General features: G+C 72.9%; 14 protein-coding genes. 6 read left to right on the forward strand and 8 right to left on the reverse strand.

Annotated elements, in window-relative coordinates; translation table 11 throughout:
- The 5 genes from trpM to lgt all read left to right on the forward strand — a co-directional run bounded on the left by trpM (position 1) and on the right by lgt (position 4,399).
- The gene (gene trpM / locus ACFWBQ_RS20550; RefSeq protein WP_385490797.1) at positions 1-213 is read left to right on the forward strand and encodes a tryptophan biosynthesis modulator TrpM; all 213 of its coding nucleotides are present in this window, start codon (positions 1-3) and stop codon (positions 211-213) included.
- Between the two features lie 140 nt (positions 214-353).
- The gene (gene trpB / locus ACFWBQ_RS20555) at positions 354-1,592 is read left to right on the forward strand and encodes a tryptophan synthase subunit beta (RefSeq protein WP_385490799.1); all 1,239 of its coding nucleotides are present in this window, start codon (positions 354-356) and stop codon (positions 1,590-1,592) included.
- Positions 1,589-2,404, forward strand: a complete 816-nt coding sequence (trpA, locus tag ACFWBQ_RS20560; RefSeq protein ID WP_385490801.1) for a tryptophan synthase subunit alpha — start codon at positions 1,589-1,591, stop codon at positions 2,402-2,404. Before trpB ends, trpA begins: the two co-directional genes overlap by 4 nt.
- A 72-nt stretch (positions 2,405-2,476) precedes the next feature.
- Entirely contained in the window at positions 2,477-3,292 is an 816-nt protein-coding gene (locus tag ACFWBQ_RS20565; RefSeq protein ID WP_385490804.1) for a thioredoxin domain-containing protein, read from the forward strand.
- A 108-nt stretch (positions 3,293-3,400) separates the two neighbouring features.
- A complete protein-coding gene (lgt, locus tag ACFWBQ_RS20570; RefSeq protein WP_385490807.1) occupies positions 3,401-4,399 on the forward strand; it encodes a prolipoprotein diacylglyceryl transferase in 999 nt (332 codons plus the stop codon).
- An 87-nt stretch (positions 4,400-4,486) separates the two neighbouring features.
- Here lgt and ACFWBQ_RS20575 read toward each other — a convergent pair whose 3' ends face one another.
- Genes ACFWBQ_RS20575 through ACFWBQ_RS20605 form a run of 7 tightly spaced genes read right to left on the reverse strand, consistent with a single transcriptional unit; the run spans position 4,487 to position 12,618 of the window.
- Positions 4,487-5,308: an HpcH/HpaI aldolase/citrate lyase family protein gene (locus ACFWBQ_RS20575; protein ID WP_385490810.1), complete on the reverse strand. Its 822-nt coding sequence runs from the start codon at positions 5,306-5,308 to the stop codon at positions 4,487-4,489.
- Positions 5,305-6,501, reverse strand: coding sequence for a CaiB/BaiF CoA transferase family protein (locus tag ACFWBQ_RS20580; RefSeq protein WP_385490812.1), 1,197 nt, complete (start codon positions 6,499-6,501; stop codon positions 5,305-5,307). The genes ACFWBQ_RS20575 and ACFWBQ_RS20580 overlap by 4 nt, the downstream gene beginning before the upstream one ends.
- Positions 6,498-7,382: a ribokinase gene (rbsK, locus tag ACFWBQ_RS20585; RefSeq protein ID WP_385490815.1), complete on the reverse strand. Its 885-nt coding sequence runs from the start codon at positions 7,380-7,382 to the stop codon at positions 6,498-6,500. The genes ACFWBQ_RS20580 and rbsK overlap by 4 nt, the downstream gene beginning before the upstream one ends.
- Positions 7,379-8,746, reverse strand: a complete 1,368-nt coding sequence (locus tag ACFWBQ_RS20590) for an ADP-ribosylglycohydrolase family protein (RefSeq protein ID WP_385490817.1) — start codon at positions 8,744-8,746, stop codon at positions 7,379-7,381. Before ACFWBQ_RS20590 ends, rbsK begins: the two co-directional genes overlap by 4 nt.
- Entirely contained in the window at positions 8,743-9,936 is a 1,194-nt protein-coding gene (locus ACFWBQ_RS20595) for an ADP-ribosylglycohydrolase family protein (RefSeq protein ID WP_385490820.1), read from the reverse strand. The genes ACFWBQ_RS20590 and ACFWBQ_RS20595 overlap by 4 nt, the downstream gene beginning before the upstream one ends.
- Complete coding sequence (locus tag ACFWBQ_RS20600; RefSeq protein WP_385490823.1) at positions 9,872-11,440, reverse strand: ADP-ribosylglycohydrolase family protein; 1,569 nt, start codon at positions 11,438-11,440, stop codon at positions 9,872-9,874. The genes ACFWBQ_RS20595 and ACFWBQ_RS20600 overlap by 65 nt, the downstream gene beginning before the upstream one ends.
- Complete coding sequence (locus ACFWBQ_RS20605) at positions 11,437-12,618, reverse strand: ADP-ribosylglycohydrolase family protein (protein ID WP_385490826.1); 1,182 nt, start codon at positions 12,616-12,618, stop codon at positions 11,437-11,439. Before ACFWBQ_RS20605 ends, ACFWBQ_RS20600 begins: the two co-directional genes overlap by 4 nt.
- 225 nt (positions 12,619-12,843) lie before the next feature.
- Between ACFWBQ_RS20605 and ACFWBQ_RS20610 the strand changes: the two genes are divergently transcribed.
- Entirely contained in the window at positions 12,844-13,575 is a 732-nt protein-coding gene (locus tag ACFWBQ_RS20610; RefSeq protein ID WP_385490829.1) for a VIT1/CCC1 transporter family protein, read from the forward strand.
- Between the two features lie 211 nt (positions 13,576-13,786).
- On the opposite strand, the gene ACFWBQ_RS20615 is transcribed toward ACFWBQ_RS20610, so the two are convergent.
- Positions 13,787-15,898 (reverse strand): FG-GAP repeat domain-containing protein, encoded by a 2,112-nt coding sequence (locus ACFWBQ_RS20615; RefSeq protein WP_385490832.1) that lies wholly within the window; start codon positions 15,896-15,898, stop codon positions 13,787-13,789.
- Between the last annotated feature and the right edge of the window lie 40 nt (positions 15,899-15,938).

The following is a 15,938-nucleotide window of genomic DNA, read 5'->3' on the forward strand; positions in this document are numbered from 1 at the left end:
GTGTCCGACTGTCCCGCGCCCCGCATCCGGCCGGGCCTGCGCCCCGCCGGGGCGACGGCCCGGGACCCCCACGCGCCCCTGGCGCGCGGCTGCCGGCCGCGGGGCTGCCGTGCCCCCGCCCGGCGGGTGCACGGCCGGCGCGTCCGGTATGTGATCGGCGACGAACCCGGACAGGTCAACGGCATGCGATGGCGCACGGGGTCCGCGCTGTAGCGAGCCCCGGCCGTCGCCCTCCTCCCCGTCCACGGGAGGTCCGCACGCCGTACCGCACCGACCGATCACCGGCCGGCGCGGTGCTCCGCTCACGGCGCATACGGTGAACCCACCCGTTGCAAGGTCGAGGAGCACGTCGTATGTCGTCCGACTTCTTCATTCCGGACCCCGAGGGTCTGATTCCCAGCGCCGAGGGGTACTTCGGCGCGTTCGGTGGCAAGTTCATCCCGGAGGCGCTCGTCGCAGCCGTGGACGAGGTGGCCGTCGAGTACGACAAGGCCAAGGCCGACCCGGCCTTCGCCGCCGAACTCAATGAGCTCATGGTCCACTACACGGGCCGGCCCAGCGCGCTGACCGAGGTCGGGCGCTTCGCCGAGCACGCCGGGGGTGCGCGGGTCTTCCTCAAGCGCGAGGACCTGAACCACACCGGCTCGCACAAGATCAACAACGTCCTGGGCCAGGCGCTCCTCACCAAGCGCATGGGCAAGACCCGGGTCATCGCGGAGACCGGCGCCGGTCAGCACGGTGTCGCCACCGCGACCGCCTGCGCCCTGTTCGGACTCGAATGCACCATCTACATGGGTGAGATCGACACCGAGCGCCAGGCGCTGAACGTGGCGCGCATGCGGATGCTCGGCGCCGAGGTCATCGCCGTGAAGTCCGGCTCCAGGACCCTCAAGGACGCCATCAACGAGGCCTTCCGCGACTGGGTCGCCAACGTGGACCGCACGCACTACCTCTTCGGCACCGTCGCAGGTCCCCACCCCTTCCCGGCGATGGTCCGCGACTTCCACCGGGTGATCGGCGTCGAAGCCCGCCGCCAGATCCTGGAGCGGGCCGGCCGGCTCCCGGACGCCGCGATCGCCTGCGTGGGCGGCGGCTCCAACGCCATCGGTCTCTTCCATGCCTTCATCCCGGACGAGAGCGTCCGGCTGATCGGCTGCGAGCCCGCCGGACACGGCGTGGAGACCGGCGAGCACGCGGCGACCCTGACCGCGGGCGAGCCCGGAATCCTGCACGGCTCACGGTCGTACGTCCTCCAGGACGACGAGGGCCAGATCACCGAGCCGTACTCGATCTCGGCCGGCCTCGACTACCCGGGCATCGGCCCGGAGCACGCCTACCTCAAGGACGTCGGCCGCGGCGAGTACCGCGCGGTGACGGACGATGCCGCCATGCAGGCGCTGCGCCTTCTCTCCCGTACCGAGGGAATCATCCCGGCCATCGAGAGTGCGCACGCGCTGGCCGGTGCGCTGGAGGTCGGGCAGGAACTCGGCAAGGACGGGCTGATCCTGATCAACCTGTCGGGCCGGGGCGACAAGGACATGGACACGGCCGCACGGTACTTCGGGCTGTACGACCAGGAGGGGGAGAAGTGAGCGGCAACCGAGAGCTTCTTGAGTCGGCACTGGCCAAGGCGGCATCCGAGGACCGGGCCGCGCTCATCGCCTACCTCCCCGGCGGCTTCCCGACGGTCGACGGAGGCATCGAGGCGGTCAAGGCGGTCGTCGCGGGCGGCGCCGACATCGTCGAGGTAGGTCTTCCGCACAGCGACCCGGTGCTCGACGGGCCGGTCATCCAGACCGCCGACGACATCGCGCTGCGGGGCGGTGTCAAGATCGCCGACATCATGCGCACGGTCCGTGAGGCCCACGAGGCCACCGGCGTCCCGATTCTCGTCATGACGTACTGGAACCCCATCGACCGGTACGGCGTGGAGCGCTTCACCGCCGAGCTCGCCGCGGCGGGCGGCGCCGGGTGCATCCTGCCCGACCTGCCGGTCCAGGAGTCCGGACTGTGGCGTGAGCACGCCGAGAAGCACGGTCTCGCCACCGTCTTCGTCGTCGCGCCGAGCAGCAAGGACGCACGCCTCGCCACGATCACGGCAGCGGGTTCGGGCTTTGTGTACGCCTCCTCCCTCATGGGGGTCACCGGCACCCGTGAATCGGTCGGAGAGCAGGCCCAGGAGCTGGTACGCCGCACCCGTGCCACCACGGAGCTGCCGGTCTGTGTCGGTATCGGGGTCTCCACCCGCGAGCACGCCGAACAGGTCGCCGGCTTCGCCGACGGCGTGATCGTCGGCTCGGCCTTCGTCAAGAGGATGCTGGACGCCCCCGACGCGGCCGCCGGACTCGCCGCTGTCCGCGCATTGGCGGGCGAACTGGCCGAAGGCGTTCGAAAGCGCCGATAGCGGTCGTCACCCGTACGGGTGGACATGGGACCGGGGAGGCGCTCACGTGCCTCCCCGGTTCGTTTGCGCAGTGTGAGCGAGAAGAACCATGAGCGAAAGAGAGCCGCACGCGACCGGCTCGTGCAGCAGCGTGAGCTGGACCGGGCGCGGGAGCGCCGCAGGCGCACACTGATCGTCGCGACCGCCGTGGTGGGGGTGCTGGCGCTCGCTGCCGTGATCGGCCTGATCGCCGCCAACGCGGGCAAGAACGACAATGACAGCGAGGCGGGACCGGCGGTCACCCCGTCCGGGGCGACGGGCAAGGACGGTCTGGCCCTCCAGGTAGGGGCGGACGACGCACCGTCCACGCTCACGATCTGGGAGGACTTCCGCTGCCCCGTCTGCGCCCAGTTCGAGAAGGCCTTCCGGGCCACGATCGCGGAGCTCGCCGACAGCGGCGAGATCAAGGTGGAGTACCACCTGGCCACGATCATCGACGGCAACCTCGGCGGCAGCGGATCACTGCGGGCGGCCAACGCTGCGGCCTGCGCCCAGGACGTCGGAAAGTTCGCCCCGTACCACGACGTGCTCTACCGCAATCAGCCGGCCGAGACCGACGACGCCTTCGGTGAGAACAGCAAGCTGATCGAGCTGGCGGGCACCGTGGACGGGCTGGACACGCCCGCCTTCCGCAGCTGTGTGGAGGACGGCAAGCACGACAGCTGGGTCGAGAAGTCGAACACGGCCTTCGGCGAAGGCGGATTCCAGGGGACTCCGACCGCGCTGCTCAACGGTGAGTCGATCTTCCCGAAGAAGGGGGACGAGGAGATCTCCGTGGCGAATCTCAAGAAGTGGGTGGCGGAGGCCAACAAGGGCAAGGAACCAGGCACGGTCGGGGCGACGCCCTGAGGGTGTCCGCCCAGACCTCCGCGCCGTCCCGAGGGCAGGGCTCGTTACCCAGAAGTTGCCGGACGGCTTGCCTCACGTCCCGTCCGGCAAGGTAGCGTCGACCTCGTCATGAACCTTGCCTTCATTCCCAGCCCGTCGACCGGCGTGATCGAGCTCGGCCCGATCCCGCTCCGCGGCTACGCGTTCTGCATCATCATCGGTGTCTTCGTTGCCGTCTGGTTCGGCAACAAGCGCTGGATCGCCCGGGGCGGCCGAGCCGGCACCGTGGCCGACATCGCCGTCTGGGCCGTGCCCTTCGGCCTTGTCGGCGGCAGGCTCTACCACGTCGTCACCGACTACCAGCTGTACTTCAAAGACGGTGAGAACTGGGTCGACGCCTTCAAGATCTGGGAAGGCGGCCTCGGTATCTGGGGCGCGATCGCGCTCGGCGCCGTCGGCGCCTGGATCGGCTGTCGACGCCGCGGGATTCCGCTGCCGGCCTGGGCCGACGCGCTCGCACCCGGTATCGCCCTCGCCCAGGCCATCGGCCGCTGGGGCAACTGGTTCAACCAGGAGCTGTACGGCAAGCAGACGGATCTGCCGTGGGCGGTGAAGATCAGCGAGGGCCCCAACCGGGTGGCCGACACCTACCACCCGACCTTCCTGTACGAGTCGCTGTGGTGCATCGGTGTCGCGCTGCTGGTCGTCTGGGCGGACCGCCGGTTCAAGCTCGGACACGGACGGGCGTTCGCGCTGTACGTGGCGGCGTACTGCACGGGCCGTGCCTGGATCGAGTACATGCGCGTCGACGAGGCACACCATGTGCTGGGACTGCGGCTCAACGTGTGGACCGCGATCATCGTCTTCGTCCTTGCGGTGACGTACTTCGTGATCTCGGCGAAGCTGCGCCCCGGGCGCGAGGAGATCGTCGAACCGGCGGCGGTGGACCTGTCGAAGGACAGCAGCAGCGACGACAGCGAGTCGGCTGCTTCGGCCGAGGCTTCCGACACGGCCGAGGCGTCCGAAACGGCCGACGCGGCCGACACCTCCGAGGCTTCCGGCACGGCCGACGCGGAGGCGAAGGAGTCCGAGGGCGACGACGCCCCGCAGACGGCCGACAAGAGCTGACGCACCCGGAGCCACCCGAAGGGGCCGCCGGACCACACAGGTCCGGCGGCCCCTTCGCGTGCTCCAGTGCGGCCCGGTTCCCCGGCCTCATGCCACGCGTCCCGCCAGTGCCAGCGTCCGTTGCGCAGTCGCCACCACCGCCGCATCGACGAACCTCCCGTCCGGCAGCGCCAGCGCCCCCGCCTGTGTCCGTGACGCCTCCACGATCTGCTCCGCCGCCTCGACCTCCTGCGTCGTCGGCCGGAACGCCCGCTCGATGACCGACAGCTGCCGGGGATGGATCGCCGCGCGGCCGAGCAGTCCCAGGCCGCGCCCGTGCGCGCAGGAGGACCGCAGCCCGGACATGTCCTTGACGTCCGGGAACACCGACATGACGGGCGGGTCGAGTCCGGCCGCCCGGGCGGCGACCACGAGACGGCTGCGCGGCCAGTCGAGCCCGGCATCGTCCCGTACCCCCAGGTCGGCCCGGAGATCCGCTTCGCCCAGTGCCACACCCCGCACCTCGTGATGGGCGCTGGCGATCGAGTACGCGTGCTCGATCGCCAGCGCCGACTCCAGCAGCGGATACAGCGGCACACCCGGCGCCAGCGCCGCGACATGGTGCACCGAAGCCGCGTGGGTGATCTTGGGGAGGCGCATCCCGGACAGGCCGGGGAGCCCTGCCAGAGCGGTGACGTCGTCCTCGCCGTGGACCCGGACATGGACCGGAACGGCCGACGAGTCGGCCGTGACCGGATCACTGAGCAGCTCCGTGGTCGCCGCCCGTGCGTACTCCTTGCGGTCCGGCGCGACCGCGTCCTCCAGGTCGACGATCACCACGTGCGCGCCCGAGCCGAGCGCCTTACGGACCACCTCGGGGCGGTCCCCGGGCACGTACAGCCAGGTCAGCGCGACCGCCAGGGTGCTCACAGCACACCCTCGGCCCGCAGGGCCGCGATGCTCGGGGCCGACAGGCCGAGTCCCGTCAGGATCTCGTCCGTGTCCGCGCCGTGCGGCCGGCCGGCCCAGCGGATCGCCCCGGGCGTCTCCGAGAGCCGGAACAGCACGTTCTGCATCCGCAGTGTCCCCAGCTCGGGATCCTCCACCTCGGTGATCGTGCCCAGTGCCCGGTACTGGGGATCCTCCATCACGTCCCGTACGTCCTGGATCGGGGCGATCGCGGCCTCCGCCTTGTCGAACGCGGACACCGCCTCCTCCCGGGTACGCCGGGCGATCCAGTGGCCGACGGCATCGTCGAGTTCGTCGGCGTGCTCGGCGCGCGTGGTCCCGGCGGCGAACCACGGTTCGTCGATCAGGTCCGGGCGGCCCACCAGCCGCATGACGCGCTCGGCGACCGACTGGGCCGAGGTCGAGACGGCGACCCAGTGGCCGTCGGAGGTCCGGTAGGTGTTGCGCGGGGCGTTGTTGCGGGAGCGGTTTCCCGTACGCGGCTGGACGTAGCCGAGCTGGTCGTACCAGAGCGGCTGCGGCCCCAGGACGGTCAGGATCGGCTCGATGATCGCCATGTCGACCACCTGCCCCTGACCGGTGCGGTCGCGCCCGGCCAGGGCCGTCATCACCGCGTACGCAGTGGCGAGCGCCGCGATCGAGTCGGCGAGCCCGAACGGCGGCAGGGTGGGCGGCCCGTCCGGCTCACCGGTGACGGCGGCGAAACCGCTCATCGCCTCGGCGAGCGTGCCGAAGCCGGGCCGGTGCGCGTACGGGCCGAACTGGCCGAAGCCGGTGACCCGGGCCAGCACCAGCCGCGGATTGACGGCACGCAACTCCTCCCAGCCCAGTCCCCAGCGCTCCAGCGTCCCCGGCCGGAAGTTCTCGATGATCACATCGGTGTCCGCCGCCAGCCGCAGCAGCACATCCCGGCCGCCCGGGCCGGCCAGGTCGAGCGTCAGGGTGCGCTTGTTGCGGCCGAGCAGCTTCCACCACAGGCCCACCCCGTCCTTCGCCGGGCCGTGCCCCCGCGAAGGATCGGGCTTGCGCGGATGCTCGACCTTGATGACATCGGCGCCGAAGTCGCCGAGCATGGTGGCCGCGAGCGGTCCGGCGAACAGGGTGGCGACGTCCAGGACCCGCAGGCCGGCAAGAGGTGCGGTCGTCGTACTCATGAGGCATCGATCTCGCTGCGGTACGGCATGGACGTGGAGGCACCGGGTCTCTGTACGCAGAGCGCCGCGGCCGAGGACGCCCAGGCCAGCGCCTCGGGGACGCCCCGGCCCTCGCCGAGTGCCACGGCCAGCGTTCCGACGAACGTGTCACCCGCGCCGGTCGTGTCGACGGCGGTCACCTCGGGCGCCGGGAACCATACGGATTCGCCTCCCCGGGCCGCGTACAGGCATCCCTTCGGGCCGAGGGTGATCACGACCTCCGGGACCTGGCGGAGCAGGACCTCGGCGGCCGCATGCGGTTCGTCGCACCCGGAGAGCGCAGCCGCCTCGTGTTCGTTGGGGATCAGCAGGTCGATGGCGTCCAGGAGTTCGGACGGCAGCAGCTGTACGGGGGAGGGGGTGAGGATCGTCCGTACCCCCAGGGCCTTCGCGGCCCGCGCGGCCTCGGTCACCGTGGAGAGCGGGAGTTCCAGCTGAAGGAGCAGCAGACCCGTGGCGGCGATGGCGGCGTGCTCGCCCGGGCCGAGCGCGGTGACGGTGCCGTTGGCGCCGGGGATCACCACGATCGCGTTCGCGCCCTCGTCGTCGACGACGATGTGGGCGGTGCCGCTGGGACCGGCGGCCGTGTGCAGCAGGTCCGTGTCCACTCCCGCGTGCTCCAGATTCGTCCGCAGCCGGGAGCCGAACTCGTCGGTCCCGACCGCGCCGATCATCACCACCTCGCCGCCCGCCCGGGCCGCGGCGACGGCCTGGTTGGCCCCTTTGCCGCCGGGAACGGTGCGCAGCTCCCGTCCGGTGACGGTCTCCCCGAGCGCGGGTGCCCGGGCGACGTAGGTGACTAGGTCCATGTTGGTGCTGCCGAGCACTGCGATCGCTGTCATGGGCGGCATACCTCCTGGTAGGTCAGTTCGGCGAGGGTGTCGAAGCCGATGGAGTCGAAACCGGGGACGGATGTGGCGAGCCGGTTCTTCAGCGGGGCGGTCCAGTGGTCCGGCAGCGCGGTGGGCCGCCCGGCCAGCAGCCCCGCGAGCGAACCGGCCGTCGCACCGTTCGAGTCGGTGTCCCAGCCGCCGGACACGGCGCAGCCGATGGAGCGGCCGAAGTCGCCGTCGGCGTGGGTGAGCGCGGCGGCGAGCACCGCGGCGTTGGGCAGGACGTGCACCCAGTGGTGGGTCGCCCCGTAGGTGGCGTGGAGGCGGTCCACGACCGTGTCGAAGTCCGGTTCGGCGCGCGCCGAACCGATCCCGAGGCGCACCGCGTGCGCGTACCGGGAGCGGGGCGGCACCACGCGCAGTCCGGCCGCCAGACACCCGTGCACATCCGTCTCGCCACCGGCCGCCTCGGCGAGCGCGGCCGCCGTGAACATCGCGCCGTACACCCCGTTCGCCGTGTGGGTGAGCACCGCGTCCCGGTGTGCCTGCTCGGCGGCGGCAGCCGGGTCGGCAGGGTGCGTCCAGCCGTGCACATCGGCCCGGATCTGGGCGCCGATCCATTCGCGGAAGGGATTGCGGTGGCGGGCGGTGTCCGGCGGCTCGATGCCATCGAGGAGATTGCGGTACGCGATGCGCTCCGCGGTGAAGACCCGGCCGGCGGGGAGTGCGTCGAGCCAGAGCCGGGCGAGGTCGGCCGTGCTGAAACCGTGTCCGTGGCGCTGGAGCAACAGCAGGGTGAGCAGTGGGTGGTTGAGGTCGTCGTCCTCCGGCATGCCGTCGATGTTCTCGGCGAGGGACGTGGCTGCCGAGCGGCGGTTCCAGGGGTAGGCGGCGGTCAGTTCGCCGGGCAGCCCCCGGGCCGTGAACCAGGTGCCGAGCGGCCAGTTGCCGGTGGCCTGCGCGAGGGAGCGGATGCCGGCGAGGGGCAGCTTCTCCACGGGCTTGCCGAGCAGGCAGCCGGCGGCCCGGCCCAGCCAGGCCGCGTGCAGTCGCTCGGGCCCGAGAGCGACGCGCCGGGTGCGGGGGGCCGGCCAGCGGGGACAGGCGTCCCGGATCGCCGCCAGGCCGGTCGGCTCATCGTGGGACAACGGGCTTTGCAGCAGGGCGAGTTCGTCGAGGAGCTGCTCGGCCAGTGCGCGCATCCGGGGCGATGCGGGCGGCTCCGAGACGCCCGCGCGCTCCGGGGCGGGGGCGCCGCCGACTCCGTACCAGCGCTCTTCGATGTCCCGGGCGTCCCGGCCGTCCTGCGCCGCCTGGCGCAGCTCGTGTCCGACCAGGTCCTCGGGCTGCACCCAGGTCAGCCGTACGGTCACCGGAGGCCGGCCAGTGTCGCGAACGCCGACTCGTGTGCCCGCCGGCGGGCCGTGTCCCGTGCGAAGATCTCGCGGGCCACCTCCGTCAGGGTCCGTGCCGGGGCGTGCAGATCCAGGCGGCTGGCGTCGGCGACCGTCTTCACCCAGGCGTCGGGGATGGCCTGCTCGCCGTGGAGTGCGCCCGCGAGTGCGCCGCTCATCGTCGCGATCGAGTCGCAGTCCCGGCCGTAGTTGACCGAACCGAGCACCGTGTGGCGGTAATCGCCCCCGCCGACGAGCAGCATGCCGAGCGCGACCGGCAGCTCCTCGATGGAGTGCAGCCGGGAGGGCCGCCGGGCGCCGAGCGAAGGATCGCGGTAATCGGGGCCCACCGTGTCGAAGGGGGCCACGGCAGCGCGCATGGGCCCCAGCGCGGACTCGAAGTCGTTGTACCGGGCGGCCACTTCGCAGACCGCCTCGATCGCCGCCCGCGTCCCGTCCTTGGCCAGGGCCAGACAGGTTGCGATGACGGAGGAGGGCGTGGCGCCCGGGGCGCAGGCGGCGGCGACCGCGGCGGCGAGGACCCCGGCCGCCTCCCGTCCGTACGAGGACTGGTGGGCCCCCGCGACATCCAGCGCCTCCGCGTACGCGGCCTCGGGGTGGGCGGCGTTGACCAGGCCGACCGGCGCCATGTACATCGCCGCCCCGCAGTTCACGATGTTTCCCGAGCCCGCCTCCCGCGGGTCGGCGTGGCCGTAGTGCAGCCGCGTGACGATCCACTTCTCCGCCAGGAAGATCCGCTGCAACGGCAGCGCCTCCGCCTCCAGCTCCGGGATCCAGCGGGGACGGGACATCAGATCCGGTACGAGGTGGTCCGCGACGGAGTACGCGTCCAGGTGAGCGCGCACCGTGCCGTAGACCCGCACCAGCGCATGCGTCATCAGGGTGTCGTCGGTGACGTGCCCGTCGCCCTTGTGGTACGGGGCGATGGGGCGCGCGGTGCGCCATGCGTCGCCGTGCCAGGGGCCGACGATGCCGCGCACCCGGCCGCCGTGGCGCTCGGCGATCTGCTCCGGGGTCCAGCCCTCGACGGGGCCGCCGAGCGCGTCACCGACAGCCGCGCCGACGAGTGCGCCGGCGATCCGCTCATCCAGGGTGAGCGTCGTGGTGGTCGTACCTGCCGAGAACGGTGCGGGTGTTTTGGGTGTCATGCCGGGATTGTCCACCCGTAGTGGCTGGTTCCGTGGCTGCCAGCAGCCCGGCGAGTTCGATCAGATCGGTACCGGCGAGGCGGGGCAGCGCGCACCCGGCCAGCGTGCGGCAGGCCTCGCGCCAGCCCGCGGGGATCGTGCCGGTCCCGCCCAGCGCCCCGGTCAGCGCCCCGGCGAGGGCGGGCGCGGAGTCGGCGACCCGGGACAGGCAGGCCGCCGCGGGCACGGCCTGGGCGATCTCGCCCCGGGCGGCGGTCGCGAGGGCGAGGGCGACGGGTACGGTCTCGGCCGCGGCGATCCCGTAGCTGTAGACGTGGTCGACGATCTGATGCTCCAGCACGGGGACCAGGGCGAAGGCGCCCGCCGCCTCGTCCGCGAACTCCCGGGCCAGGCGCACGGCGTGGACGGCGTTACGCGCGATCTCGGTTCCCTCGGGCAGCTGTTCGAGGGCGGCGTTCACTGCGGTGTCGACGTCCGCCCCCGCGAGCGCCTCGGCGATCGCGGCGGCAATGGCACGGGCACCGTGCACCCCGTCGCCGTCCTGCGTGTACCGGGCGTCGAACTCGGCGAGTCCGGCTGCGCCGGTGGGGTCGCCCGGGTGCACGACCGCGAGAACGGCGGCCCTGACGCAGGCCGCGTCGTCGAAGTAGTGCGGGTTGTCGTGGCCGGTGGCGGGCGGGCGCAGCCCGGCGGCGAGGTTCCCGAGCCCGGCCCGTACGGAGATCCGGGCCCGGAGCGGGAGGACGGCGGACTCGACCTCCGGCGCCCGTGCGCTGGCTGCGGCCACCTTCGCGGCCAGGGCGTTCCACGACCGGTCGATCGCGTCCCGCATCCGGTGGCCGGGGGAGAGGCCGGGGGCGTGGTCGGCCGCGGCGGCCAGCACGGTCCGGGCGGCGAACGCGGCCCACTCGGCATCGTCGGAGGGTCCGAGCCTGAGGGGCTCGGGCGGCTGGTTGAGGGCGATGGGTACGGGCAGCGTGGTCGTCGCGTTCTGCTCGGCGAAGGTGTCCAGCTCCCGGGTGAGCCGCCGGGTCCACTCGGGCATCCGCGCCGCCCGGTGGCGCGCGGCGGGCCACCCGGCGGCATCCCCGGCCGCCAGCCCGAGCAGCAGTCCCTCGATCCGGGCCTGCCGGCCGGGTGCGGTGCGCGGCCGCGCGGCCCTGGCGGCTGCCCCGCCGGCAGGGGCACGGCCGGCCGGTTCGGCTGCGATGTGGATGGCGACGCGGTGAGGGGCGTCCGGCGGGGCCGCATGGTCCGAGGCCGTGCGGGCCGGTGCGTCCGGGGCCGTCGCGCCGGGGGCTGTGTGCGGTGGGGCGGCAGGAGCGCCGGTGTGGCCGGGATACGGGTCCGGTGGGGCGGACGAGGCCGCCGCCCGGTGGGGAGCGGCCGGGCCCGGGGCCGCCGTGGCACGGGTCGCGTGCGCGGACGTGCCGGGGGGTCTCGTCGGCGCCGGGCGGGACGTGGGCTCCGGGGTGGTCGAGGCGTCCCCGTGCGCGGCGGTCATCGGGTGGTTCCGCGGCCGGTGGCTGCGGCAGGGGCCGCAGGGGTGGCTTCGCGCCACGGGGTGCCGGACGTATCCCGTGAACGGGATCCGGTCGGTTCGTACCAGGAGGAGGCAGGGGCGGGGTGGTCCCGGACCGGCGTGCCGCCCGGCGCCCCGGGCGGCACGCCCGGAGCGTCCTCCGCATCGTCCGGGGTCAGCAGCTCCGCGATGTCCAGGACGTGGTAGCCCCGCATCGACGGCAGGCAGCTGCCCCGCACCGGGCCGATCGCGGACGCCCACTCCTGCGGGATCGCCGACGCCCCGTGCAGGGCCCCGGCCAGCGCACCCGCGACCGCCGCCGTCGTATCGGCGTCCCGGCCCATGTTCACGGCCGTCAGCACCGCCGTACGGAAGTCGCCCCGCGCCGCCGTGAACGCGCCGAAGGCCAGGCCCACCGCCTCCGGTGCCAGGTCGGTCCACGGGTAGCCGCCGATCACCACCGCGGAGCGCACCGCGCGCTCCCGCGCCAGCCGGTCCGGGTACGGGCGCTGCGCGGCCGTGACCGCGCGCCGCAGGGAACGGGCCGTCCAGGAGTCCATCGGTACCACCGAGAGCGCCGCGGCGATCACGGAGGCGAGCCCCGCCCCCACCATCGCGGCGGCCACCCCCGCCGCGACCGCCTGGCCGCCGTAGATGCCCTCCCCCTCATGGCTGACCCCGCCGTCCACCGCCACCAGCCGGGCAGCCTCCGCGGGCCGGCCCGCGGCGAACACCCCGAACGGCGCCGCCCGCATCGCGAGGCCGTCGCTCCAGGCGTGCCGGTGCTGGGCCGAGATCGGGGCGGCGAGTCCCCGCCGCAGGTTCTCCAGCGTGCCCCGCTCACTGAACCCCGCACCGCGGAACGGGCCCTCGTCGAGATCGGCGATCCAGTGGTGCCACGCCCGTTCGACATGCGAGACGGTGAGCGCCGAGCCGTGCCGGGCCAGCAGCAGACCGGAGAAGATCGCGTACTCGGTGTCGTCGGTCCCCGCCGGATCGTCGCTGACGAATCCCTCGATCCGGCCCCAGCGGCGGCGGATCTCGGACGGCCGCATGTTCTCCGCCGGGGCACCGAGAGCGTCGCCCACCGCGAGCCCCAGGAGCGCCCCCCGGGCCCGGTCACCCGTGCCGGGGCCCGCACCGTCCGCCATGAGCTCCATCGTGTCGCCCCTTCGCTCGCACCCGCAGACATCCGGATACGCGAGGTTTGCCCCATTCCTGTCGAAGAGAGGCGCGCATTTCGTACAGATCGGCCGCCCGGGTGACGCCCTCGTGGCAGGTAAGTTCGGCCTTCCTTGCTGGCGGGAGGCGTTTTTCGTGCGTACTTTCGACGGTGCGGAGCGGAGGAGAACATGGGGCCCGCTCCCGGAAAAGGGGAGAGCTCTGTGTCCATCATCGAGACCGACGCCGTACTGCACGAGGCCCACCGCGACAACCACACCCACCGTGACGTCAACGGCGGCTGGCTGCGGCCCGCGGTGTTCGGCGCCATGGACGGTCTCGTCTCCAACCTCGCCCTGATGACGGGCGTCGCCGGAGGCGCGGTCTCCCAGCAGACCATCGTCATCACGGGTCTCGCGGGTCTCGCCGCCGGTGCGTTCTCGATGGCCGCGGGGGAGTACACCTCCGTCGCCTCGCAGCGCGAGCTCGTCGAGGCCGAGCTCGCCGTCGAGCGGCGTGAGCTGCGCAAACACCCCAAGGACGAGATGCGGGAGCTCGCCGCGCTCTACGAGTCCCGCGGGGTCGAGCCCGCGCTCGCCCAGGAAGTCGCGCGGCAGCTGTCCAGGGACCCTGAGCAGGCGCTCGAGATACACGCCCGCGAGGAACTGGGCATCGACCCGGGCGACCTGCCCTCGCCCCTCGTCGCCGCCCTGTCCTCCTTCTGCGCCTTCGCCCTGGGCGCCCTGCTGCCCGTACTGCCCTACCTGCTCGGTGCCGACCGGATGTGGCCCGCCGTGCTCCTCGCCCTGATCGGGCTGTTCGGCTGCGGCGCGGTGGTGGCCCGGGTGACGGCGCGCACCTGGTGGTTCAGCGGACTGCGCCAGCTCGTCCTCGGCGGGGCCGCCGCGGCGATCACGTACGGTCTGGGCGCGCTCTTCGGTGTGGCCGTCGGCTGACGGGCCGCCCTCCTCGGCGGCACGGCCGGTGCCGCGGTCACGGCCTGGATCTTCATGGCCCCCCGGCGCACCCCGCGGACCCGTCAGGGCCCCCCGGGGGGCCAGGGCTGCGGTGGGCGCGCCGGGGCAGCACCAGCGGCCGGGTTTCTCCGGCGTACGGCGAAGGCACGGCCCCGTCGCGGGCCGTGCCTTCGGTGTTCCCGTGCGACCGCTACCGCACGCCGGCGAAGTTCTTCCAGCCGGTGCCGATCTTGACTCCTGCGCCGATGGCCCCCGCGCCGTTGCCGGCGTACCGGTAGAGGTCGCCGCCCGTCGTGCGGCCCAGGATGTCGTCCTTGCCGTCGCCCGTGAGGTCGCCGATGCCGACGAAGTCGGCCATGCCGCCCCAGCCGGAACCGATTTTCACACCGGCGCCTACGGTGCCCTTGCCGGTGCCGTAGTACCGGTAGAGGTCGCCGTTGGTGGTGCGGGCGACGAGGTCGGCGTGCTTGTCGCCGTTGAGGTCACCCGCGCCGACGATGGTGAGGGACTTCCAGCTGGTGCCGATCCTGCCGGTACGGGTGAAGCCGCCGCTGCCGGTGCCCGCGTACAGGTAGAGGTCGCCGGTGGCGGTCTCGCGGGCCACCAGGTCGGGCAGACCGTCCGCGGTGAAGTCGCCGGAGTAGGTCAGGCCGTCGAAGGCCGCCCAGCCATTGCCGACCCTCCGCGACGGTGACCGGGGAGTCACGGCGGTGCCCCGCTGCTGCGGGCTGTAGCGGTACAGATCGCCCGCCCCGTCGGTGACCAGGGTGTCGTTCGCCCCGTCACCGTTGAGGTCTCCGAAGGGAATCAGCGTGGACGTCGTGGGCCAGGTCCCGCCGTCGGCCGTGGCCGACACCCTCCCGGCCGCGTTGCCCTGGTACACGAGCAGCGAGCCGTTCGTCCCGCGGGCGTACAGGTCCGGGAAGCCGTCGTTGCCGACATAGTCCCGGCGCGCGGCCGGGACGACCGGTTTCGCGGCTCCCGTGGCCGTCGTCCAGACCTGGTCGATCGCATAGTAGTCAGCCGTGAGTCCGAGCTGCTTGTTCCATACGGCGACGGATCTGCCGTCCGTGCCGGCGGCGACGGAGCCCTGCGCATGGAGATCGACCTCGCCCACGCGTACGGGCTCACCCCAGGTGCCGTCGGAGCGCACCACGGACCACAGTTCGCCTTCGAGCGTCGTCCACACGGCGGCGAGCGAACCGTCGGCGCCGATGCTCGGACCCCAGAGGTTGAACACGTGGTTGTCGGCGGCGAGCGTGAGGGGCTGTGACCACGTGCCGTCCAGCGCACGGGTCGCCGTCCGGAGCATGGTGCTGTCGGAGTCCCACAATGCCGTCACCCGGCCGTCGGATTCGAGCTGCGGCGGGGAGGCGGTTCCCCTTTGCGGGTCGGCGGGGAGAAATTCGGTCCCGCCCCACGTCGCGCTGCCGGCCGGGCGGTGGACGAGGGCGCGGTCAAGGCCGACCTCCGACCAGCTGACCAGCGCCGCGCCGTTCGCAGCCGCCTGAACGTCGAGGTCGAGCAGGGACGAGCCGCCGGTCCTGACGATCCCCGGGGCGCTCCACTCGGTCGACCCCGCCGCCCGGGTCGACACCCGCAGTGCTTCCGTCCCGGAGACGTCGGCCTGCCAGGCCACGGTCACCGCACCGTCGTTCTCCGCCACCGCCTCCAGCTCGTAGACGCTCCCCCCGCCGACATGGACCGCCTCGGACCAGGCGGCTCCCGGTGCCGCCAGATCGGAGGCGTACACCCCCACGTCGTTCTCGTCCTCCCCAGGGGTCGGGTTGCCGTTCCAGAGGGCGGTGAGACGGCTGCCGGGACCGCTCACCAGCATGAGGTCGTTCGCGAAGGGCGCGGACGTGATCGGTACGGGCGCCGTCCACGCCCCGGCGCCCGCAAGGAGCGTCGAGGTGCTGTACGAGTCGAAGCCCTCCGTCTTGAAGCGCTTCCAGGCGACCGTGGCCGAACCGTCCTTGCCGGTGACCAGGTACACGCCGGTCAAGAGCTTCTGGTCGGCGGCTATGCGCACCGGGGCGCTCCACGCCGTGGCGTCGGCCGGACGGGTCGCGCCCCACAGCTCCTGCGGGCCCCCGCCCCCTGGGCCACGGGTCCACACCGTGACGGCGGTGCCGTCCGAGGTGACCTTCACACCCGCGCCGGAGTTGGCGCTGTCCGTGCCGGTCAGCGCGGCAGGCGCCCCCCACGGCCGCTCGGCCGCCGAGGCCGCCGGAGCCCCCACGACGAGGGCCGTGGTGACGCCCGTGCCGACGAGGCCGAGCGTCAGTGTGAGTGTGGGCATGAGTGCGATGCTGATGATCTTGATTCGACGCATGTGCGTC

Origin of the sequence: Streptomyces sp. NPDC060035, from assembly GCF_042736635.1 — a bacterium.
Lineage (GTDB): Bacteria > Actinomycetota > Actinomycetes > Streptomycetales > Streptomycetaceae > Streptomyces.